The following is a 22,182-nucleotide window of genomic DNA, read 5'->3' as shown; positions in this document are numbered from 1 at the left end:
ATAAACCCGCCAGCACTATGAATAGTCTACCCGATTTGGTAGCCCATTTATCAGATGCCCGGGTAGCTCAGGGGTAGAGCAGCGGATTGAAAATCCGCGTGTCGGTGGTTCAAATCCGCCCCCGGGCACCATTGCTTCTCCAAATACATTAAGACCGAACTTCTGGCTAGTTAGCTTGGTAGATCACAGGCATGTCTTCAGGCTCGACATAATTGCCATCACAGGTTTGTTTTTGTCGGTACTGGACTAAAAAGGCTTCAACCGACTCTCCTTCAACAGCGCGAAGTTTATATTGCCAGAAGGTTCCGCAATCTCCCTGTCCAAGATCTTCCCAAGCGTTAATGGACCCATTGGCCGGAGAAACCGTGGCGTTCAAGAGTTCTTTTAGGTCGCCGCTTTGAAAGCCTGCCAGCCCATCAGGATGGTTGGCATAAACCGGTGCAAAATAGGCTGGATTGTCATTGATTATCGTGAAGAAATTTGACGTTGTATCGCGCGCATAAATTGCGCACGGCACTTGCCATAAAGACATTTCATTCGAAATCGCATATTGCACAGCATAGCCTGGCCCCTGCTCAACATCGCAGCTCGCATAATTTGAAGCCACGTAGTCTCTGATACTCCTTGGGATTGCATTGATATCGTTGACATCGCGCACAAATGAAAGAGTAATTGGATCGCCGGGCAAATCATATGACATCTGTTCTACCGGCTCTTCGACTTGGCTGTATAATTCTGCTGGGCAGCCTGACTTTCCTTTGACCACGCTTACAAATGGAAACTTTTTGGAGCCAATAATTGTCAACTCAGCCAGATCAATTATGACATCATTGCCAACAAGACGCTGTTCCATGATGTCCATGATGACCCAGAAGTCTTCATCGTCAGACCGATAAAGTTGGTGTGGGCTGACTTGACCGAAACCGGTTTCGGATAGGTCTTGACGGTACATCTCATAAACTTTGTCGCCAATTTTCATCCATCCAGGCAATTCTCCACCATCATGGATCGGCGAATAGAACACATAGGCATATTCATCGATCTGAGGGTCTTTGTTGTCTTGCCAGAGTGCAAAACTACATCCGTCATATTCACCAACAACATTCTGCCCAAATATTTTCAGCGGAATGCGATGATCTTCGTCAGCAAATGCACCCGTTATCATGAGTAAAAGAACACATACAAAGTTCAAAAAAATTGAGCGCAATGTCATAGAAGTTTGATCCCCAAAGATTTTCTAGTTCTGTCGCATTGCAATTTCCAACACCAAAACGGCAATGACGCTTGGTAAGAAATTAATTCAAATCTAACCAAATATCCAATTACTTTGTTTGTTTAACCAATCCTCATTTGCTCTTTGGTTTAATCGACGCCAACTTCGGGGCAGACATGAACGATCACATCTCAAATGAATTGGACGAATTGCGTGCCAAATGCACCATGTATGAACAGTGGCTGAGTGCGCTTGATGAGCATGGAAAATTCGATCTTTGGTTTAAAGACAAAGATAGCCAATACCGCTTCGTAAATCATCACTTTGAAAACACAATGGGACGAACCAAGACCGAACTGGTTAATCGTCCGCCGGAAGAAATATTCGGCGCTGGCCGGGTGGACCGCGTGCGCGCGATGGACAAAAAAGTGATGGATGAAGGTAGCCTGCAACGCGTTGTGCCCTGCAACGAAGCGGGCGCGTTGGAAGTTCATGAAGAACACCGTTTTGTCGTCAAGGATGCCGATGGCAAGGCCGTCGGCTTAGGCTGTGTTGCGTATGAATCTACCGCAAAGTCGCTGGCTGAGGAAGCGCTTGCCCAAGCGCAACAATTGGCACGACTTGGCAATTGGCGCTGGTCCGTCGGCGACAAATGCCTCATTTCTTGCTCCGAACAATTCGCACATATCTTGGATGTAGACTTTGCCGATATTTTTGGCATCTTTGAGTCTGGCGAGATTGAATTTGTGCATGTCGAGGACCGGGAAAGAGTTAAAAGTGTTTTTCGTAAAATGGGCACCCCCGGCTTTGGCGCATATGACATTGAATATCGCGTTGTCACCAAAAATGACGAACTTCGTTATGTCCGTGAAATAGCCGAACCCTTGATGGGCAATGAAGGTACACCTGTTGAATATGCGGGTACGTTGCAGGACATTACGGACAAGAAATTCAACGAGATTGAACTTTTGCGTGCCCGGGATGAGCTAGAACAGCGGGTTGTCGAGCGTACGGCCGATCTTCAGCATCTTGCCAATCACGACGTGTTAACAGGCACTCTAAACCGTACCGCATTTGTTACCCAGATCGAAGACCGGCTAAACGAGGACCCGTCTCTGCGCGCCGCTTTTATCGTTATGGATCTTGATGGGTTTAAGAATGTAAATGACTGCTATGGCCATGCTTCGGGCGACCTCTTGTTGCAAATTATCGCGGACCGCTTGAGGGCGCGTTCTGATGGACGTATGTTAATTTCGCGTCTTGGTGGTGATGAATTTGGGATTTGTATCGTCTCGCCAACAATAACCGCGCAGGAAGCGCAGCAGGTCTGCACGGAACTAAAACATGAAATTCAATCCAAAATCCAACTTGGGTCTGTAGAAGTATTCGTTGGGTGTTCATTTGGCATCTATATAATCGAAGACCAAAATGTAGAGATTGCGGAAGCGTATAAATCTGCAGACATTGCCCTTTATCAAGCCAAGCAATCCACGCAGCACACAATTTTGCAGTTCGAAGATAAGATGGCGGAAGAAGCGGCCTATCGCCATCGGCTGGAACAAGACTTGCGCAAAGCCGTACATGACTGCGCATTGGACGTCGCGTTTCAACCCCAAGTCGTGGTTCAAGGCGAAGAGCTGATTGGATTCGAGGCCTTGGCACGTTGGGAGCACCATGATTTTGGCCCTATTGCCCCTGACCTATTCATTCAGATTGCGGAGCAAACCGGCCTTATCGGCGAACTGGGCGATCAAATCATGCAGCAAGCCTGCGCTCACATGGCAAACATGAACAAGCAATTTGGACAGTCGTTTCGTCTATCGGTCAATTTATCTTCGCGCCAGTTTCAAAATCGAAACCTAGTGCGCACCATTGAGGATGCGTGCAAAAAACATGGCATCAATCCCAACCGGTTAGAGCTGGAAGTTACAGAGTCCCTGTTTTTAAACAATTCGGACCAAACCAAGATGATTTTGGACGAAATCCGGGAAATAGGCGCGAGTGTTGCATTGGATGACTTCGGCACTGGTTATTCTTCACTGGGATATCTGCGAGAATTCGAAATTGATCGCATCAAGTTGGATCGTTCTTTCATCAAGGACTTGAATTGGAGCGCGAGCGATCGACGCATCGTGAGAGGCATTATTTCCCTGGCGCAAAGCTTGGACATATCGACCATTGCCGAAGGCGTGGAGACAAATGAACAGCGAGAATTTCTTGAAGGATGCGCCTGCGATGAAATTCAGGGCTATTATTATGGCCGGCCAAGCTCTGCGACAGAGCTATCAGCATTGATGCAAAATGGGGCTGAACGCTATTCGCTATTCAATTTTGCCAATAGCAAGGCTGTTTAGACCCTGCACCATTTTCAATTTAGCCGTGCAGTGCTGTCTCGATTGATTAGTAAAACATCGACCAACTGCAAATTGTCGTTCGTGGTGTTTTCACGCCCGGATAAATGTCCCAGCAAAGTTGTTGCAGCGAGCACACCGAGTTGCGTTCTGTTTTGACGTACTGTTGTAAGAGATGGAATAAAGCGGTCCGCAATTTCGATATCGTCAAATCCAACAACAGACATGTCACTGGGAACTGAGACACCCCTTTTATTCAATTCAGAGATAAAGCCCATCGCTATCAGATCGGAACCACAAAAAACCGCGGTTGGGCGATCTTGCATTTCGACAAATTGACGAGCCGCCTGTGCTCCCGCATCTAGAGAAAAGTCCCCGCCATCCACGATCCATTCGGGTTCTATTTCGAGGCCAAATTCATCCAATGTGGCTTGGAAACCCAATAGCCGTTCCTTAGTCAGCACATTATTTCGTGGGCCAGCAATGTGGCCAATTTTTTGATGTCCCAGATTGACAAGATGGGAAACAGCTTGCGCAGCGCCGCCTTGATTGTCACTACGGATTGACGGCAGATCGATGCCGGGTTTCCACTCGCAAGCAAACACGATGCGGTTGTCGGGTGCGGTCTCAGCGAGTTCCTTGAGTACGTCCCGAGGAATTGCTCCATCTAGCAAGATGACTCCGTCCGCTCGCGTGTCACGAAAGTAACTTGTGAGTTGGTCTTGTTTGATACCACTTGTGTCTGCGATGAGCACACTCAGATCAGAGGTGGCAAATACACTTTCGACGCCAGAAAGAATTTGGGAGAAAAAAGGATTTCCAAGATCTGGGAGCAACACCAAAATGGCACCGGCTTGCCGCTTTCGCAGATTCTGTGCTGCTCGGTTTATGCGGTAACCGGTCTTTTCAACGGCCTCTAAAACGGCAGCGCGTGTCTTTTCCGAAACCAAATCGGGGTTGGAAAGCGTACGACTTACCGTGGCTGTGGAAACATTTGCAGCAGCAGCAACCTCTTGAATCGTAGGACCTTTTGCGTTCATTCTTATTCTTTCTGCGCGATCTGTACTGGCAGTTGTAAACAAATTCTTGACAGAAGCAAAGCGCTAGTGATTTATTATGTAATCGATTACAGAACTATCTTACATAGAAATGTAATCGATTGCAGAATTTGAGCTGTGTGTAGCGGACTTGAGTTGCACATGACTTTTCGAGGCGAAAGCCTCACCCAAGGGAGGAAGAAATGAACAATTTGAAGAAAATCCTGATCGCCACAACGGCGATTTGTACAGCAACAGTTTCAGCGCAAGCGACAGACCTTGAAGTTACACATTGGTGGACTTCTGGCGGTGAAGCCGCAGCGGTTGCTGAGTTTGCGAAAGCGTTCAACGCAACCGGCAACAACTGGGTTGATGGCGCGATTGCTGGTTCTGGCGGCACTGCCCGTCCAATCATTATTAGCCGTATTCTTGGTGGCGACCCAATGGGCGCAACCCAATTGAACCACGGTCGTCAAGCTGAAGAACTAGTTGAAGCTGGCTTGATGCTTGATCTGACAGATGTTGCAGAAGCTGGCGGTTGGCGCGACGTCGTGAACCCAACTGGTTTGCTTGATAGCTGTACAGTTGATGGCAAAATCTACTGTGTGCCTGTGAACATTCACTCATGGCAGTGGATTTGGTTGAGCAACGCAGCATATGCGAATGCTGGTGTTGATGTGCCAACGAACTGGAATGAGTTTGTTGCTGCCGCTCCTGCGTTGGAAGCAAATGGCACTGTTCCTCTGGCAATGGGCCAACAATCTTGGCAAACTTCAGGTGCATTTGGTGTGCTAAATGTGGCCATCGGTGGCTTGGATCTTTGGACCAAAATCAACGTGAACAAAGACGCTGAAGCGGCGGCTGGCCCTGAAATGGCTAAAGTGTTTGAAGCGTTTGGCGCAGCCCGTGCACTATCCGCTGGCTCAAATGTTCAAGACTGGAACCAAGCGACAAACTTGGTGATTACCGGCAAAGCTGGTGGCCAAATTATGGGTGACTGGGCGCAAGGCGAGTTCCAGGTTGCGGGCCAAACTGCGGGCACTGATTACACATGTCTGCCGGGTTTAGGCGTGAACGAGATCATCTCAACTGGTGGCGATGCGTTCTACTTCCCTAAAAATGACGATCCTGCGATTACAGCAGCACAAAAAGAACTTGCTGCATTGATGATCTCTAAACCAGTTCAAGTTGCCTTCAACTTGAAAAAAGGTTCGTTGCCAGTACGTGGTGATGTTGATCTTTCTTCTGCGAACGACTGTATGCAGAAAGGTCTAAAGATCTTGGCTGACGGCAACATTATGCCAAGTGGTGATCAAGTGCTTACTGCAGATACAACAGGTCAGATCGAAGATTTGATGGTTGAATTCTGGAACGACACCAGCATCACACCAGCTACAGCTCAAGCTGAATATGCAGCAATTATTGCTCAAGCTGAGTAAGTCATAGCTCCCTCCAGTCAGGCCTTACCCCATTCGTTATTGAGAATTTGGGTAAGGCTTGATCCGCATTGTTCGCGCTCGGTCTTTTACCTGGCGCGAATAATCAGGCTGATGTCGAAAGGCACATAAGATGGCGCACACAAAACGCCCTAACCGCTTGTTTAAGAACCTAAATGCGAAAATAGCTGCTTTGCCAATGGTAACAACGGCGTTGGTGATTTTCATTGGCTGTACGATCTGGACGATCGTGCATTCATTCACCAAATCCAAACTGTTGCCGAAACTGGATTTCGTTGGTTTTGACCAATATGAAAGACTTTGGGGCACACGACGCTGGCTAATCTCAATTGAGAACCTTGCCTTTTACGGCATTACCTCATTGATATTCTCGCTTGTCATTGGGTTCACATTGGCGGCGTTCTTGGACCAAAAAATCAGGTTCGAAAACACATTTCGTACCATCATACTTTATCCGTTCGCGTTGAGCTTCATCGTTACCGGTCTGGTATGGCAATGGATATTGAACCCGGATTTCGGTGTTCAGAATATCGTTCGCAGCTGGGGCTTCGAAGGCTTTGTTTTCGACCCGCTTTACGATGCGAACATTGTGATTTTTGGTGTACTTATCGCCGGGCTATGGCAAGGCACGGGCTTTATCACCGTTATTATGCTTGCAGGCCTTCGCGGCATCGATGGAGAAATTTGGAAGGCCGCACGTGTTGATGGCATTCCGAAATGGAAAACCTATATTTTCATCGTCATCCCCATGATGCGTCCGGTTTTCATCACCGCTTTGGTGATCATTTCCGCCGGCATTGTGAAAGTTTACGACCTCGTGGTGGCGCAGACCAATGGCGGTCCAGGCATCGCTTCGGAAGTTCCGGCCAAATATGTTTATGACGCCATGTTCAAAAACCAGAATTTGGGGCAAGGCTTCGCCGCCTCAACCATGATGTTGTTGAGCGTGCTGATTGTTCTCATCCCTTGGGCATATCTTGAATATGGAGGACGTCGCGATGACAAATAACATGAACACTAGCGCGTCGATTGAAATGGCAGGGCCCCGCGGCACGAAACCGCGCAAAGCGCTCTCAGGCCGTAACATTATGATCTATGGCACGCTCATCTTGGTGGCGTTTTATTACCTATTGCCCCTGTATGTGATGGTGACAACCTCGCTCAAAGGCATGCCCGAAATTCGATTGGGCAACATCTTTGCGCCACCGGTTGAAATCACATTTGAACCATGGGTAAAAGCCTGGTCGCAAGCCTGTACGGGCTTAAACTGTGAGGGATTGAGCCGTGGATTTTGGAATTCGGTTCGCATTCTTATCCCCTCAGTTGTGATTTCGATTTTCATCGCTTCGATCAACGGATATGCATTGGCAAATTGGAAGTTCAAGGGATCTGAAGTCTTCTTCACAATCCTGATCTTTGGTGCCTTCATCCCCTATCAGGTGATGATCTATCCAATCGTGATCATTTTGCGTGAGTTGAACCTATTCGGAAAAGTTGAAGGCCTTGTTTTGGTGCATACCATTTTCGGCATGCCAATTTTGACTTTGCTGTTCAGGAATTATTTCACGTCACTACCTGAAGAACTGTTTAAGGCCGCGCGTGTTGATGGGGCTGGTTTTTGGGGCATCTACTTGAAGATCATGATTCCAATGTCACTACCGATCTTTGTTGTGGCGATGATCTTGCAAGTAACCGGCATTTGGAATGACTTCCTATTTGGTGTGATTTATACCAAGCCAGATTCCTATCCAATGACCGTGCAACTGAACAACATCGTGAACTCCGTGCAAGGTGTGAAGGAATATAACGTCAATATGGCGGCAACGCTTCTGACCGGTATTGTTCCCCTTGTTATCTATTTTGTTTCTGGAAAACTGTTCGTCCGTGGCATTGCCGCCGGCGCGGTGAAAGGCTGATCATGACCAGTGTTTCAATCAATAATCTTGACTTGAACTTTGGCAATGTCAAAGTTCTCAAACAACTCAATCTCGACATTGACGAGGGCGAATTTCTTGTTCTGCTGGGGGCATCAGGTTGCGGCAAATCTACATTGCTAAACTGTATCGCCGGGCTCCTAGATGTCAGCGATGGGCAAATCCATATCAATGGCAAAAACGTTACATGGGAAGAGCCCAGCGAACGCGGCATTGGCATGGTGTTTCAATCCTATGCGCTTTATCCGCAAATGACGGTGAAGGGCAACTTGAGCTTTGGGCTTAAGAACGCCAAAGTGCCAAAAGAAGAAATTGAGAAGCGCGTAGCTCGAGCCGCAGAAATTCTGCAAATGGAATCTTTGCTCGACCGCAAGCCAGCCGCATTGTCGGGTGGTCAACGGCAACGTGTTGCCATTGGACGCGCCCTGGTTCGCGACGTTGATGTGTTCTTGTTTGATGAACCACTTTCGAATTTGGACGCCAAGCTGCGTGCTGATTTGCGGGTTGAGATCAAACGTCTTCACCAGCGCCTGAACAACACGATGATTTATGTGACCCATGATCAGGTTGAAGCGATGACGCTTGCTGACCGTATTGCGATTATGAAAGAAGGGCTTATCCAACAACTTGATAGCCCAACTGAAATCTACAATCGCCCGGTCAATAAATATGTTGCAGACTTTATCGGCTCACCGTCCATGAATTTCTTAGAAGGTGAGATGAGCGATGACGGGCAGTTTAAAGTTGGCAAGACGTCCATCGATCTAAAGGGCTATGAATTCGCAGATGGACCAATCAATGCACCGGTTTGGTTTGGGTTTAGACCAGAGCACGCCATCGCCGGACCAGGCGCGGGGCAACAAGCATTCTCGATAGAGGTTGTGGCTGAGATCGTAGAACCAATGGGATCAGACACATTGGTTTGGACGAGCGTTGAAGGTCAAGCCTTCCGCGTTCGCATCGACGGGCAAGCGACAATTTCCACCGGAGACAAATTCACGCTTGGGTTTGACCCAGCGCGAGCTTCTATTTTTGACAAACAAAGTGAATTACGGGTTTAGGCCTATAATTGAGGATTGAGTTATGAATTTGAGTTTTCAACTGTACAGCGCGCGGAACTTTTTACCGTGGGGCAAAATGCTGCAGGCATTGGCTGAAAATGGCTATACCCAGGTCGAGGGCTATGGCGACGTATATGTTGATCCGGCGGCGTTTTCTGCTGATCTTGAAAAAAATGGTTTGAAAATGCCGTCTGGGCATTTCAGCATCGATATGCTTGAGAACGACTTTGACCGTGCTTTGAATATCGCCAAGACATTTGGCATGACACATGTCTATTGCCCCTATTTGGACGAAAGCGAGCGCCCAACTGATGCCGCTGGTTGGGCCGCTTTTGCGAAGAGGCTTTCAGCTATTGGCGACAAGCTTGATGGTAAAGGCATTAGCTTTGGCTGGCACAATCACGACTTTGAATTCAAGGCGTTGGCTGACGGGCAACTCCCCATGACAATCATTCTGGAAAATGCGCAAAATATCAGCTGGGAAGCGGACATTGCCTGGATTGTTGTGGGTGGCGAAGACCCACTTGCTTGGATCGAAAAATATGGCAATCGCATTACGGCAATCCACGTCAAGGACATTGCGCCAGCAGGCGAAAATGTAGACCAAGATGGTTGGTGCGACGTTGGCGCGGGCACCATGGGCTGGGCCGGTTTACTCAACGCCGTGAAATCAAAATCCAATGCACGCATCTTTGCGGTTGAGCATGACAACCCTGCGGACGGCTTTGCTTTTGCGAAGAATTCAATTCAGAACATCAATAAATTTTAGAGTATCGTAATATGAGCAAAAAACTTGGTATCGGCGTTATTGGTTGTGGCAACATTTCTGCCGCCTATATGCGACTAACCCCATCATTTAAATCGATTGAAATGCGGGCTTGCGCAGACTTGAACCGTGACGCGAGTGCGGCGCGAGCAGCGGAGTTTGGTATTCGAGACAATTCGATTGATGAGCTTTTGGCCGCCGACGATATCGATATTGTGGTCAACCTCACGATCCCCGATGCGCACTTTGAAGTCACCATGAGAATTCTAGAGGCGGGCAAGCATGCCTACTCCGAAAAACCTTTGGTGTTGTCGCTTGCTGACGGAAAATCGATGCGTGAAAAAGCTGCGCAAAAGGGACTGAAAGTTGGTTGTGCCCCCGATACATTCTTGGGCGGATCACATCAGCAAGCCCGCGCACTGATTGATGACGGGACGATCGGCGATGTTATTGCAGGCTCTTGTCACGTCATGAGCCACGGCATGGAAGACTGGCATCCCAACCCGGACTTCTTCTTCCAACCCGGCGGTGGCCCGGTGCTCGATTTGGCACCTTATTATGTCACTAACTTAGTGAACATGATGGGCCCTATTGCCCGCGTAGCAGCACTTGCCACCAAGGGTTCTGAAACCCGCACAATTGGCAATGGCCCACGCAATGGCGAAACGGTGCCTGTGGACACGCCAACAAACATTCACGCTCTATTGCAGTTCGAAAATGGTGCAACTGTCACGATGTCCAACTCTTGGGATATCTGGGCGCATAAACATTCCAACATGGAAATTTATGGCAGCAAGGGCAGCCTATTTGTACCCGACCCTAACTTCTTTGGTGGCCAATTAGAATTGGCTGGCACGGATGGCGAGATCAAACCCGTTGAACAGTGGGATCACCCGTTCGGGAAAGCCAATGAAGGCGAAAACGCAAATTATAGAACCGCTGGTTTGGCAGATATGGCACATGCCATTTTAAATGGTGGCAACTATCGTTGCAGTTTGGACATTGCCTTACACGTCGTAGACGTTATGACTGGTGTTCTCACCTCTGGGGAAACAGGCCAATTTGTCGACATGACGACAAGTTGTGAACGACCCGCCGCATTTGGACCAACCGACGCAGAAACGTTACTGGCTTAACCGCCGGTAACGCCACGAAGATACGAGGCAGGATTATGTCAAATAATATGAAGGGGCCAGGTATATTTCTGGCACAGTTTTTGGGCGATGAAGCTCCCTTTAATTCCCTGCCCGCGATTACCGAATGGGCCGGTAATTTAGGCTATAAGGGTGTGCAACTTCCAGCAGGCGATGACCGTCTGTTCGACTTAGAAAAAGCTGCCACGTCCAAAACCTATTGCGAAGAAGTAGCTGGGGTCTGTGCTGAAAATGGCGTGCAGATTACCGAGCTTTCAACGCACATGCTTGGGCAAATGGTTGCTGTTCACCCCGCCTATGATGCGCAGTTCGATGGCTTTGTGCCTGAAGGTGTGCGTGGTAACCCCAAAGCGCGGCAAGAATGGACGACAGACCAACTGATCAAAGCGGCAAAAGCGTCGCGCAATTTCGGGTTGGATGTCTCTGTGTCTTTCACAGGTTCCCTCGCCTTCCCATATCTATACCCTTGGCCGCAGCGGCCTGATGGGTTGGTGGAAGAAGCTTTTGGTGAATTGGCGCGTCGCTGGAAACCGATTTTGGACACCTATGAAGATCATGGGGTGGACATTGCCTATGAAATTCACCCCGGCGAAGACGTGTTTGACGGGGCGACGTTTGAAATGTTCCTTGAGGCAGTTGGCGACCACAAAAGATGCATGATCAATTATGATCCGTCGCATTTCCTCCTCCAGCAGATGGATTATCTCGCCTTCATCGACATTTATCACGAGCGCATTTCCGCGTTCCATGTGAAAGATGCCGAGTTTAATCCAGACGGTCGTCAGGGCGTCTATTCTGGTTATCAACCATGGCTGAATCGCGCAGGCAGGTTCCGTTCGTTAGGTGATGGGCAAGTTGACTTTTCTGGCATTTTCTCGCGGCTTTCGACCCACGGCTACAATGGCTGGGCCGTATTGGAATGGGAATGCTGTTTGAAACATCCTGAAGATGGTGCCCGCGAAGGCGCGCCCTTTATCGAGCATCATTTGATCCGCCGAACCGAACGCGCGTTTGATGACTTCGCCGATAGTGGCGCGGACAAAGCAACTGTTCGGGCAATGATGGGCATTGAATAGATGAATGTTGTGAGTAAGCGAATTCGGCTGGGCATGGTTGGCGGTGGGCAAGGTGCATTTATCGGCGCGGTGCACCGCATTGCTGCGAGAATAGACGACCGATTTGAATTGGTGGCTGGCGCGCTTTCGTCCAGTGCGGAACGTGCCGCGACATCTGCGGCACAACTGGGCATTGTGCCGGAACGTTCCTATGGATCATTCCAAGAAATGGCAAAAGTCGAAGCCAGCCGCGACGATGGCATTGAGGCTGTTTCTGTTGTCACACCAAACCATTTGCATTTCCCTGTTTCGAAAGCGTTTTTGGAGGCTGGGATCAGCGTGATTTGCGATAAGCCCCTCACCGCCAATTTGCAAGAGGCGGTTGAATTGGGTGAAATTGCCAAACGCTCCAGCGCTGAGTTTATCCTCACACACAATTATTCTGGGTACCCATTGGTGCGCCAAGCGCGTGAAATGGTGCGTTCAGGCGAGATCGGAAGGTTGCGCCGGGTTCAAGTTGAATATGTGCAAGACTGGCTATCCGCCCCTGTTGACCTGAGCGAAAATAAGCAAGCCGAATGGCGCGCAGACCCTGCCCGCTCTGGCGCAGGCGGTGCGATTGCTGATGTTGGCACCCACGCGTTTCAGCTTACTCAGTTTATTTGTGGCCAGCCAGTTACTGAGTTGGCCGCTGAATTGACCAGTTTCGTCGACGGGCGATTGGTGGATGACGACGCGCAAATTTTGTTGCGGTTTAAAGATGGCGCGAAGGGCACGCTTTGGGCAACGCAAGTCGCACCGGGCAATGAAAATGCATTGAGCATCCGCATTTTTGGCGAAACAGGCGGGCTAGAATGGCACCAAGAGAACCCAAACCAATTGTGGGTGAGTAAATTTGGCGAACCCAAATGTTTACTGACCCGCGGTGGGCACGGCACTAGCGCAATCGCAAACGATGTTACCCGCGTACCGCCCGGCCACCCGGAAGGCTATTTGGAAGGCTTTGCGACCATCTACAACGAGGCCGCAGATATCATCCGCAATGGTCAGTCCGCTGGTTGCCTAAGCCCAACAATTGAAGAAGGCATTGATGGGATGCGATTTATCGATGCTGCTATTCGCTCGTCGAAGGCAAATGCACAATGGACATCTCTTGACGCATGACTTTATGATCAGAACGAGCTTTGTGCGGGCGGCATGAATATGTAAGCTTTGAGCAAGCACATTCATCTGTTCTGGAATTCCTATGTCCCATATTGATAGTTATTACGCCGACACGCTAATTTCGAAAACCTCATTCCCGGCTCTAGATCAAAATATTGAAGCAGATGTGTGTATCGTTGGCGGCGGCCTCGCGGGTTTGACGACAGCACGTGAATTGCTGAGGCACGGCAAATCTGTCGTGCTGCTTGAGGGGCAAAAAATCGGCTGGGGCGCTTCTGGCCGCAATGGCGGTTTTGTTTCGGATGGATATGCCGAAGGAATTTTAAACCTCGAGAAGAAACTCGGCGTCGACCACGCCAAGGCCCTTTTTGACATCAGTCGTGAAGGCACAAAATATGTGCGCGACAATATCGGATCTTTCGCATCTGACGGCCAAGATCCGCAACAACATTGGCTAAGCGTCGTGCGCCACGATGATGGTGACAATCTCAAATCTTCAATTGAAAAACTTGCTGATACATATGGTGCGAACTACAGCTTTTGGCCCACCGAAAAAGTCCGCGAGTATCTTAAATCAACACGATACTTTCAGGGCCTTGAAGATAAGTCAGCTTTTCACATTCATCCGTTAAATTATTGCGTTTCTTTGGCCAACAAAATTGCTGCAGAAGACGGGCGGATTTTTGAAGCGAGCGAAGCCCGGGCCTTGCACAAGCACCAAACCCATTGGGAGATTGAGACCGAAACCGGGCGTGTGAAAGCTGGACAAGTTGTTTTGTGTGGCAGTGCCTATTTGCATGATCTATCGCCAAAACTGGAAAGCGCGGTGCTGCCTGTTGCGACCTATGTGGTGACAACCGCAAAGATGGCTTCTCAACTCAAAGAGGCGATTTCCTTTCCTGGCTGTATTTCCGACAATCGACGGGCCGGGGACTATTATCGATTGATTGAAGGCGGGGATCGTTTGCTTTGGGGTGGACGTATCACCACGCAAAAGGGCGAGCCCAAAGCGCTCGCTCAATTGCTCAAGCACGATATCGAGGCGATTTACCCACAATTGACGGGCTTAAAAATCGAAAAAGCATGGTCCGGGTTAATGGGCTATTGTGTGCATAAAATGCCATTGCTGCGCGAAATCGAACCCGGATGTTGGACGGCAACCGCTACGGGCGGGCATGGACTGAACACCACCGCCGCCATCGGCATTGTCGCGGCGGAAGCCATCGCGGGGAAATCTGATCGACATAAATTGTTCGCACCCTTCACTGCCCGATGGGGTGGTGGACCACTTGGTCGTATCGGAACGCAACTGGCCTATTGGAGCATGCAATTGCAGGACAGATGGGACGAACGGTAGCTGTCGGAAACAAAAAACAACGTCAAGTTGACCAATAGATAAATGCCTTGCACCTTACGTCAAATGTGATTTGATGGCCTCAAATTCATTTCGTGAGGAGGCGGGTCGAATGAAATGGGTCGGGTTTCTGGTCAAAGCCGTTTTAGGTCTTTGGGCAATTATCGTTATTTGCACTGCGCTTTATCTGTTTTTAGCGCCACCTGATCTATTGCGTGTTGCCTCCAATTATTCAGCGAAAATTGTTTGCTCCAACGCCTTTGTGGCGGGGCGCGAGGCGACCGAAGTTCAAAACATCGACGTGCAAGCTGGTGGCCATCCGATCCTTGGCTATATCAATGTTGACGTGGATGAACCAAAAGGAATCGTCACCGCAAGATTACTAGGCCTATTCGCCACAGGAACGGCTGTTTATCGGGAAGGGCTGGGCTGTGCAAGCGTGCCAGATGGTCAGATTGAGGCGGCGAAATCCATCACCATAAACAGCGCAAAAATCGACGAACATTTCACCCAAAGCGAATGGCCGATGGGCGATCACAACCTGAAAATTGATGGTATTCTTGCCAATGAAAAATTGGTTGGCCCGGCAATGCGCGGTGTGGTTGTGATAAAAGACGGCAAACTACTGGGGGAAACATATGGGCCGGACTTTGAACCCAGCACACCATTGCTCGGCTGGTCGATGGGCAAGACGGTCACTGGCCTGATTTTTGGTACGCTGCCGCCGGAAAAATTGCGACTGGATCAAGATCAACTGTTCGCCGAATGGCAAACGGATGGGCGCGGCAATATTGCGCTGCGTGAGCTCTTAAACATGAGCTCCGGGCTGCAATGGAATGAGGGATATGGCAGCGTTTCCGATATCACACGCATGCTTTATCTCGAACCAGACATGACAAAGTTCGTTTCCTCCTTGCCATTGGAGACGGAGAATCCGAAACCCTCATTTCATTATTCATCTGGCACAAGCGTTCTGTTGTCGCGAATTTGGCAAGATAGTTTGGGCGAAGCTGCACTCGAATGGCCGCACCAGAAATTGTTTGGCCCTATTGGGATGAGCAGCGCGACATTGGAAACAGACGCCAGTGGCACCTATGTTGGCTCTTCCTATCTATATGCGTCGGCCCGAGATTGGGCACGGATCGGACAGCTTATCTTGCAAAAAGGGAATTGGGGTGGGCAGCAAATTATTCCCGCCGACTATATTGCGTGGATGACCCACCCTTCACAAACCAGCACGGCAGTGTGGGGGAAACCACAATATGGAAATGGTCAAATTTGGTTACGCGGGCCGTCGGGAAACACACCTGGTGGCACAAATCCAGATGAAGGATTTAACTTACCGGATGACACACGTTGGATGCTTGGGCATGACGGCCAATCGGTCGCGATAATCCCATCCAAAGGCCTGGTCGTGGTACGCATGGGTTTGACCCCATCCAAACTGAACTATAAGTCGCAGCCGCTTGTTGCCGCTATCCTTGATGCAATTGAGCAATAATCATTGAGAATTGGATTATTGAATATTGCCGGCGTTGATTTTCAGGTCCTGTTCAGCGCCTGCCGCAACGACCAAACCTGCGCGGACTGCATCTGTCATTTTTGTCAAAGCAAGTGTGGGCAATTGAGCACCGTCGGCCAGCAGTTCGCTCGCTTGGGGCACGTGAATAAACCCTGCGCGGATCGGTAGGGCGTTCTGTTCGATGTAATCCAGCAATCCATACATTAGGTGATTGCAGACAAAGGTGCCTGCGGAAAACGAAACGCTGGCCGCGCCGCAGCTGTCCACCATCGCTTTGGTCATCGCGTTTACTGGCAGCGTCGAGAAATGTGCTGCAGGTCCGGTATTGCGAATTGGTTCGCCGATGGGCTGGTTTCCCCCATTATCTGTTATGCGGAAATCATCGAAATTGATCGCCACCTTTTCCGGGGTAATGCCCCCTCGCCCAGCCGCAAGCCCCAGCGCGACGACGATATTTGGTTGATGTTTTTCAATTTGCTCGATGATTTTTGTTGTTGCCGCGTAGCGCTCTACAGGCAGAACCATTGAATTTACAACAATTTGATCGTCCTGAAATCCATCCAGTGCCTTAGCGATTTCCATTGATGGATTGGAATTCTCGCCGCCAAATGGTTCGAACCCAGTCAGCAGTATTTTTGTGGTCATGTCGCTTTAATTTCGCTTGTTGGTTGCGGATTGAGGGCCGCGCTAGCTGTTGGGTCAAGCAGCAATTGGCGGTGTGGGAATGGTATTTCAATGTCGTGTTCTTTAAACGTATCCCACAGCGCTAGGAAAACGTCCCCGCGAATATTGGTGGTGCCATTTGTTGGGTCGGCGATCCAAAAGCGCAAGGTAAAATCTATCGAAGAGTCGCCAAATCCAACAATATGACAAACCGTCTGATATTCCCCAGTCGCATGGACGGTTCTTGAATGTTGTAGCGCGGCTTTAACCGCAATCTTTTTTACCAAATGCGGGTCTGCATTGTAGCTGACGCCGAACCGTATTTCGATCCGGATATAGGTGTCGTTAAAGGACCAGTTTTCAACTTGCTGGGTGATTAGGTCTTCGTTCGGGATCAAATATTCGCGGCCATCACGGGCTGTAACAGAGACGTAGCGCGCGTTGAGAGAGGTGATCCAACCAAATGTGTCGCCGACGGATATGACATCGCCGGGTTTGATGGAACGGTCCAGCAATAGGATCACCCCGGAAATTAGGTTCGACACCACTTTTTGCAGCCCGAAGCCAATGCCTAATCCAATTGCACCGGAAACAAGCGTCAACGCGGAAAAATCAATCCCAATGATAGAAAAGCCGATAATACCGGCCATCGTCAGCAGGGCAAATCGCGAGATTTTCCCCACCAATACCCGCATTGTGGGGGAGATATCGTCGAACGCTTGGAACTGCTTTTCCAGCAAATGACTGAGCGCCATCGCACCCCAAAATAGAACAGACAGCAGCACAATGCCTTGTACAACCATCAAAAACGAAATTCGGAACCCGCTTAATTCGATAGCAAGATCGTCAAATAGGGCAATTGTTTGCTGCATTATGCCCAGCGTATAAAGCGCAACAACGGCCCAGCCCACAATCGCAACAAGACGCGACAATGTCCGGTTTTTGATCACGCGAGATGCAAACGAGATCACCAACCACGATGTGGCTAAACTTGCGACAACGGTGAGCAGAAACGACCGACTGTCCCATGTGCTTGACCGCAGCACCGACACGCCAAGCCAGAGCAAAATTACAAATATCGCCCAATGGGTGCGGCGCAGGGCAACAGCAATCAAGCGAAGCCTGCTGCCTTTAATAGACAATGCGCGAACGCGCGCCTCCAGACGCGGTTCGATTTTTGAAGCTAAAAAGCGCGCTAAAATCGAACAGCTCAAGATCACGAGCAGTTGTACTGCCCCCCAGAAGAGATGTGTTTGGGTGAGGGAAAGACCAAAGATTTGCAAGAAGCTATTAAGCGCTTGCAACGCAGCATCGATTTGGGGGCCGAAATCATCCATCCTGTGACATTACCCAACTTCTTGGCCGAGCGGAATGATAAATTATCCGTACGCTAGCTGGCCAAACCACCCATCAACACATATTTGATATCCAAATAATCATCCAGGCCATAGTGGGAACCTTCGCGCCCGAGCCCAGATTGTTTTACCCCACCAAATGGTGCTTCCACCGCCGAGGTGACACCTTCATTCACGCCGACAATACCGCATTCGAGGGCGGCGGCAACGCGCCAAACACGTCCGATATCGCGCGCGAAGAAGTAACCAGCGAGACCATACTCGCTATCATTGGCGAGGTCGATCACATCTTGCTCTGTTTCGAACTTGATCAGCGGGGCAACCGGGCCAAAAATCTCTTCTTTCAACACACGGGCGTTGAGCGGCACATCTCGCAATACGGTTGGTTGATAATAAAGGCCGCCCAATTCATGACGCCGTGCGCCAACAACTGCTGACGCGCCTTTTTCCAGCGCGTCGCCGACTAATTCTTCGACTTTGGCCAAGGCATTTTGGTTGATCAATGGGCCTTGATTTACACCTTCGTCAAATGCATCTCCAACCTTTAGGGTCTCAACCCGACTTGCGAATGCCTTCGCGAACGCGTCGTAAATGCCTGCCTGAACATAGATACGATTAGCGCAAACACAGGTCTGTCCTGAATTGCGGAACTTTGAATTCAGCGCGCCTTCAACCGCCGCGTCCAAGTCAGCATCATCAAACACGATGAAGGGCGCATTGCCGCCAAGTTCCAGTGAAAGCTTCTTAATCGTGTCGGCACCGTTTCGCATGATTAAGCGCCCAACATTGGTGGAGCCTGTAAACGAAACTTTTGCGATATCCGGGTGGGTGGTCAGCACTTCGCCCACATCTGCTGTTTGGGAGGTTGGCACAATGTTGATCACGCCTTTGGGGATGCCCGCTTCTTCAGCCAAGACGGCCAATGCCAATGCAGACAAGGGTGTTTCTGGTGCAGGCTTAATCACCATCGTGCACCCCGCGGCCAAAGCCGGGGCAACCTTGCGGGCGATCATCGCATTGGGGAAATTCCATGGTGTAATGGCGGCAACAACGCCAACAGGCTGTTTCATCACGACAATCTGGGTGTTAGGCCGCGCCGCCGGGATGACGTCGCCATATGCCCGACGGGCCTCTTCAGCAAACCATTCAATATAGCTCGCGCCATAAATGATCTCGCCTTTAGCCTCAGCAAGCGGCTTGCCCTGTTCCTTAGATAAAAGTGCACCGAGCTGATCGACATTGACCAAAATCAAATCGTTCCATTTGCGCAAAATATCGCATCGTTGCTTAGCCGTTTTCCCTGACCAAAGCTTAAATGCCGACTTTGCAGCTGCAACCGCACGTAGCGCATCTGCTTTGGTGCAATCCGCGACATCAGCCAAATGATCACCATTGGCTGGATTGGCGACAGCGAAGCTATCGCCAGAGGATGCTTTGACCCATTGCCCGTCAATATAAGCGTCGGTGACGTTAAACTTTGAAAAATTGTCTGACATAGAAGAACCTTTCTCAACAATCGAGCCATTGGGTGGGCTTTTGGAACTGTTGAAAGAATACGATGAAGACTTGCAGCGTAGCGTCGCAAATTCGCGCTGTCACGCCCTAGCCGACTCATTTAAGTAAAACATCGATGATCATTTTGAATAGGTCATTCACAAAAATTCATGACCCACTAATTTGCGCCCAAAACGAACTGGAATATCGCTCTGCAAAATTTCCTGAGACCAGCATTGATCCAAGACGACGGACGGAACGTATTAAGGTCGGTATGAAGTTTTGGAGATGATTTATGGTTACGTTGAAGTCAAGCCGAATTGCTAACATAGCCACGTGGATCATTTTCTATATCGTGACCGTTGTTGCTGCGAGTAGCGCGGGGCTTTGGGACATAAAAAGCTACTACGCCCAACTTAACGCGCCCGCTTTTGCGCCTCCCAATTGGTTGTTTGGACCAGTGTGGGGTGTGCTTTATATTTTTGTGGCGACTGTTGCTTATCGACTTGTTTTCATGAGAGATGATCCGCTTAAGCCAATATTGATCGCCTTGTGGACGCTGCAGTTCGCGTTGAATACGATTTGGACACCGGTGTTTTTTGGCGCGAACAATTTGGGTGCAGCGCTTGGCTATATTCTAGCCCTGGACTTGGTGACGTTGCTATTTTTGATTTTGATGTGGAACCGAGACAGGATCAGCGCGTATCTAACCATTCCATATTTAGCTTGGATAAGTTTTGCCAGCGTCCTAAACGCGGCCTATTGGATGTTAAACGGCTAAATGAACATGCCGTGGAACTAATTTACGCGTCCGCGTACGCCTTGATTTCCGGCCGCAAGCAATTCCAACGCCTCAGCAGCGGGCACTGGGCGACCAAATAGATAGCCTTGACCTATATCGCAACCAAGGTCCTGCATCGTTGCCAATTGTGAGGCGGTTTCAATTCCTTCTGCAACAATTGTGGTCTCAAGGCTCTTGCTGAGTGCAAATATGCCTCGGACAATCTTACACATCCTTGGGCAATCATTTGCCTCTTGGACAAATAGTTGATCGATTTTGATTTTATCGAAATCGATCCTTGTCAAACGCGAGAAGCTTGAATAGCCCGTTCCAAAATCATCCAAGGCAATTTTCACACCGGCTTTTTGCAAATCGATCAAGTTTTCCATGGCGGTTTCATGGTCATGAACGAAACAGCTTTCTGTCACCTCAAGTTCGAGGCGGTGTGGCGGCAGCCCGCATTCGCCTATTTGCTCGAGAATACGATCACCCATCAACCGATCTCGCAGCTGAGAAGCGGAAACGTTGAACGAAAGCGTTGTGTCGCTTGGCCAATTGCAAGCGTCAATGCAGGCTTTGGTCAGCAAAGTTTCGGAGAGCTCCAAAATCTGTCCCGATTTTTCAGCAATTTCAATGAACTTGCCCGGCGGTATAAATGTGCCATCTTCCTGTTGCCAGCGCGCAAGCGCCTCAAAGCCAATTATTTGCTTTGTCTTCATGTCGATATAGGGCTGGTAATGGACCGACAACTCGTCGTCTCGAAGCGCTTTACGCAGTTTTTGTTCGATGAGCGAGCGCTCGGTCATCGCCAGACCGACACGCTCATTGAAAACCTTAAACCCACCCTTAGACTGTTGCTTTGCTTCATACAAAGCTGCATCGGCGTTGCTAACCGCAGCTTCTATTGACTGCGCGTTGTCGGGCATCAAAGCAATACCAACAGAAACACCAACTTCCATTTGATTGTTGACCAGTTGGAATGGCTTTGCAATCACATCAAGGATTGTTTGCGCAGCAATTTCAGCGTCCGCACGGTTGGCCCCTTGCAACACAATCACAAACTCGTCTCCGCCAAGTCGCACCACATGTTGGTCGTCAAATGACCATTTTAGGCGGTCCGCAATTTGGACGAGAAGTTCATCGCCACCTGCATGACCCAGCAAGTCATTTACGGTTTTAAATCCGTCCAAATCCAGCATAAGGACAGCATGCTGTTGATCTGAGTTTTCGAAGTCTGAAAATTCTGACTGTTTTGATAATTCAACCAAAAACTGTCGATTGGGGAGCGTCGTCAATGGGTCGTGCTGGCCAAGCCAAATGATTTCATTTTCAGCATTTCCGCGCATTTTCACTTCTCGCTGAAAATCTGAGATGCGGCGCCAAGCAAATATCAAACTGCCAACCGTTGCTATAATTGCCCCCCGGGCAAACTCGGCTAAATTGTAGACTTCCATTTGCCCAACAATGTTTGAAAGTGGGCCCAAAACTTCCCATTGCGCCAAAAAAGCCCAAACAGCGGCGACAATCGCAATGATCACTAAAGCGTCAAATCCCGCGCGACCCAAAATTGGTTTTTTGCCCTTTTTCATCCCGTCGCCTTTTTATATTGCTGCGAGCGACCAAAATAGTTTGACCTACTTAACAATTGTGAAAACGCCTAGTCAGAATTCTTCCTTTTGTTCGAGATAGTTAAAACATTATATATATTGAACCTTCCGCGTTCAGGGCTTGCTCATCTCCGGTGTAAGTACTCTGAGGACAAACGCTTGAATTTTCGGGTTGAATTTATGCCAGCAAACAGATCAACTTAGTAACCAATAG

General features: G+C 49.3%; 18 protein-coding genes and 1 tRNA gene. 13 read left to right on the top strand and 6 right to left on the bottom strand.

The window, feature by feature from the left end:
• Positions 1-56: 56 nt before the first annotated feature.
• Positions 57-131 (top strand) — tRNA-Phe (locus AC2D8L_RS16025).
• A gap of 35 nt (positions 132-166) precedes the next feature.
• Here AC2D8L_RS16025 and AC2D8L_RS16020 read toward each other — a convergent pair.
• Positions 167-1,213, bottom strand: coding sequence for a hypothetical protein (locus tag AC2D8L_RS16020; RefSeq protein WP_484686515.1), 1,047 nt, complete (start codon positions 1,211-1,213; stop codon positions 167-169).
• Between the two features lie 176 nt (positions 1,214-1,389).
• Here AC2D8L_RS16020 and AC2D8L_RS16015 point away from each other — a divergent pair, with 176 nt between their 5' ends.
• A complete protein-coding gene (locus AC2D8L_RS16015) occupies positions 1,390-3,567 on the top strand; it encodes an EAL domain-containing protein (RefSeq protein WP_484686514.1) in 2,178 nt (725 codons plus the stop codon).
• A 14-nt stretch (positions 3,568-3,581) separates the two neighbouring features.
• Here the strand turns inward: AC2D8L_RS16015 and AC2D8L_RS16010 are convergent, their stop codons facing one another.
• A complete protein-coding gene (locus AC2D8L_RS16010; RefSeq protein ID WP_484686513.1) occupies positions 3,582-4,604 on the bottom strand; it encodes a LacI family DNA-binding transcriptional regulator in 1,023 nt (340 codons plus the stop codon).
• Between the two features lie 200 nt (positions 4,605-4,804).
• On the opposite strand from AC2D8L_RS16010, the gene AC2D8L_RS16005 reads away from it, so the two are divergent.
• The 10 genes from AC2D8L_RS16005 to AC2D8L_RS15960 all read left to right on the top strand — a co-directional run bounded on the left by AC2D8L_RS16005 (position 4,805) and on the right by AC2D8L_RS15960 (position 16,047).
• On the top strand, positions 4,805-6,040 hold the full coding sequence (locus AC2D8L_RS16005) for an ABC transporter substrate-binding protein (protein ID WP_484686512.1): 1,236 nt from the start codon (positions 4,805-4,807) through the stop codon (positions 6,038-6,040).
• Between the two features lie 130 nt (positions 6,041-6,170).
• The gene (locus AC2D8L_RS16000; protein ID WP_484686511.1) at positions 6,171-7,067 is read left to right on the top strand and encodes a carbohydrate ABC transporter permease; all 897 of its coding nucleotides are present in this window, start codon (positions 6,171-6,173) and stop codon (positions 7,065-7,067) included.
• Positions 7,057-7,974 (top strand): carbohydrate ABC transporter permease, encoded by a 918-nt coding sequence (locus AC2D8L_RS15995; RefSeq protein WP_484686510.1) that lies wholly within the window; start codon positions 7,057-7,059, stop codon positions 7,972-7,974. Before AC2D8L_RS16000 ends, AC2D8L_RS15995 begins: the two co-directional genes overlap by 11 nt.
• A gap of 2 nt (positions 7,975-7,976) precedes the next feature.
• The gene (locus AC2D8L_RS15990; RefSeq protein WP_484686509.1) at positions 7,977-9,053 is read left to right on the top strand and encodes an ABC transporter ATP-binding protein; all 1,077 of its coding nucleotides are present in this window, start codon (positions 7,977-7,979) and stop codon (positions 9,051-9,053) included.
• Positions 9,054-9,075: 22 nt separating this feature from the next.
• Positions 9,076-9,822 (top strand): sugar phosphate isomerase/epimerase family protein, encoded by a 747-nt coding sequence (locus AC2D8L_RS15985; RefSeq protein WP_484686508.1) that lies wholly within the window; start codon positions 9,076-9,078, stop codon positions 9,820-9,822.
• Positions 9,823-9,833: 11 nt separating this feature from the next.
• A complete protein-coding gene (locus AC2D8L_RS15980; protein WP_484686507.1) occupies positions 9,834-10,955 on the top strand; it encodes a Gfo/Idh/MocA family protein in 1,122 nt (373 codons plus the stop codon).
• A gap of 35 nt (positions 10,956-10,990) precedes the next feature.
• Positions 10,991-12,049, top strand: coding sequence for a sugar phosphate isomerase/epimerase family protein (locus tag AC2D8L_RS15975; RefSeq protein ID WP_484686506.1), 1,059 nt, complete (start codon positions 10,991-10,993; stop codon positions 12,047-12,049).
• Between the two features lie 33 nt (positions 12,050-12,082).
• Positions 12,083-13,192 carry a Gfo/Idh/MocA family protein gene (locus AC2D8L_RS15970; RefSeq protein WP_484686525.1) on the top strand — a complete coding sequence of 370 codons (1,110 nt, stop codon included), beginning with the start codon at positions 12,083-12,085 and terminating at the stop codon, positions 13,190-13,192.
• An 82-nt stretch (positions 13,193-13,274) separates the two neighbouring features.
• Positions 13,275-14,549, top strand: a complete 1,275-nt coding sequence (locus tag AC2D8L_RS15965; RefSeq protein WP_484686505.1) for an NAD(P)/FAD-dependent oxidoreductase — start codon at positions 13,275-13,277, stop codon at positions 14,547-14,549.
• 109 nt (positions 14,550-14,658) lie between these two features.
• Positions 14,659-16,047: a serine hydrolase domain-containing protein gene (locus tag AC2D8L_RS15960; RefSeq protein ID WP_484686504.1), complete on the top strand. Its 1,389-nt coding sequence runs from the start codon at positions 14,659-14,661 to the stop codon at positions 16,045-16,047.
• A gap of 15 nt (positions 16,048-16,062) precedes the next feature.
• On the opposite strand, the gene pcp is transcribed toward AC2D8L_RS15960, so the two are convergent.
• From pcp to AC2D8L_RS15945, 3 genes are read right to left on the bottom strand one after another with little or no spacing between them, the layout of a single operon-like run.
• Complete coding sequence (pcp, locus tag AC2D8L_RS15955) at positions 16,063-16,713, bottom strand: pyroglutamyl-peptidase I (RefSeq protein ID WP_484686503.1); 651 nt, start codon at positions 16,711-16,713, stop codon at positions 16,063-16,065.
• The gene (locus AC2D8L_RS15950) at positions 16,710-18,068 is read right to left on the bottom strand and encodes a mechanosensitive ion channel family protein (protein WP_484686502.1); all 1,359 of its coding nucleotides are present in this window, start codon (positions 18,066-18,068) and stop codon (positions 16,710-16,712) included. The genes pcp and AC2D8L_RS15950 overlap by 4 nt, the downstream gene beginning before the upstream one ends.
• A gap of 53 nt (positions 18,069-18,121) precedes the next feature.
• The gene (locus tag AC2D8L_RS15945; RefSeq protein WP_484686501.1) at positions 18,122-19,582 is read right to left on the bottom strand and encodes an NAD-dependent succinate-semialdehyde dehydrogenase; all 1,461 of its coding nucleotides are present in this window, start codon (positions 19,580-19,582) and stop codon (positions 18,122-18,124) included.
• A 293-nt stretch (positions 19,583-19,875) separates the two neighbouring features.
• On the opposite strand from AC2D8L_RS15945, the gene AC2D8L_RS15940 reads away from it, so the two are divergent.
• Positions 19,876-20,361 (top strand): TspO/MBR family protein, encoded by a 486-nt coding sequence (locus AC2D8L_RS15940; protein ID WP_484686500.1) that lies wholly within the window; start codon positions 19,876-19,878, stop codon positions 20,359-20,361.
• Between the two features lie 17 nt (positions 20,362-20,378).
• Here AC2D8L_RS15940 and AC2D8L_RS15935 read toward each other — a convergent pair whose 3' ends face one another.
• Positions 20,379-21,950, bottom strand: a complete 1,572-nt coding sequence (locus AC2D8L_RS15935; RefSeq protein WP_484686499.1) for a putative bifunctional diguanylate cyclase/phosphodiesterase — start codon at positions 21,948-21,950, stop codon at positions 20,379-20,381.
• Positions 21,951-22,182: the final 232 nt, after the last annotated feature.

This window comes from Maritalea sp. YIW29 (genome assembly GCF_057219265.1).
This window is presented reverse-complemented; position numbering and strand designations above follow the sequence as displayed.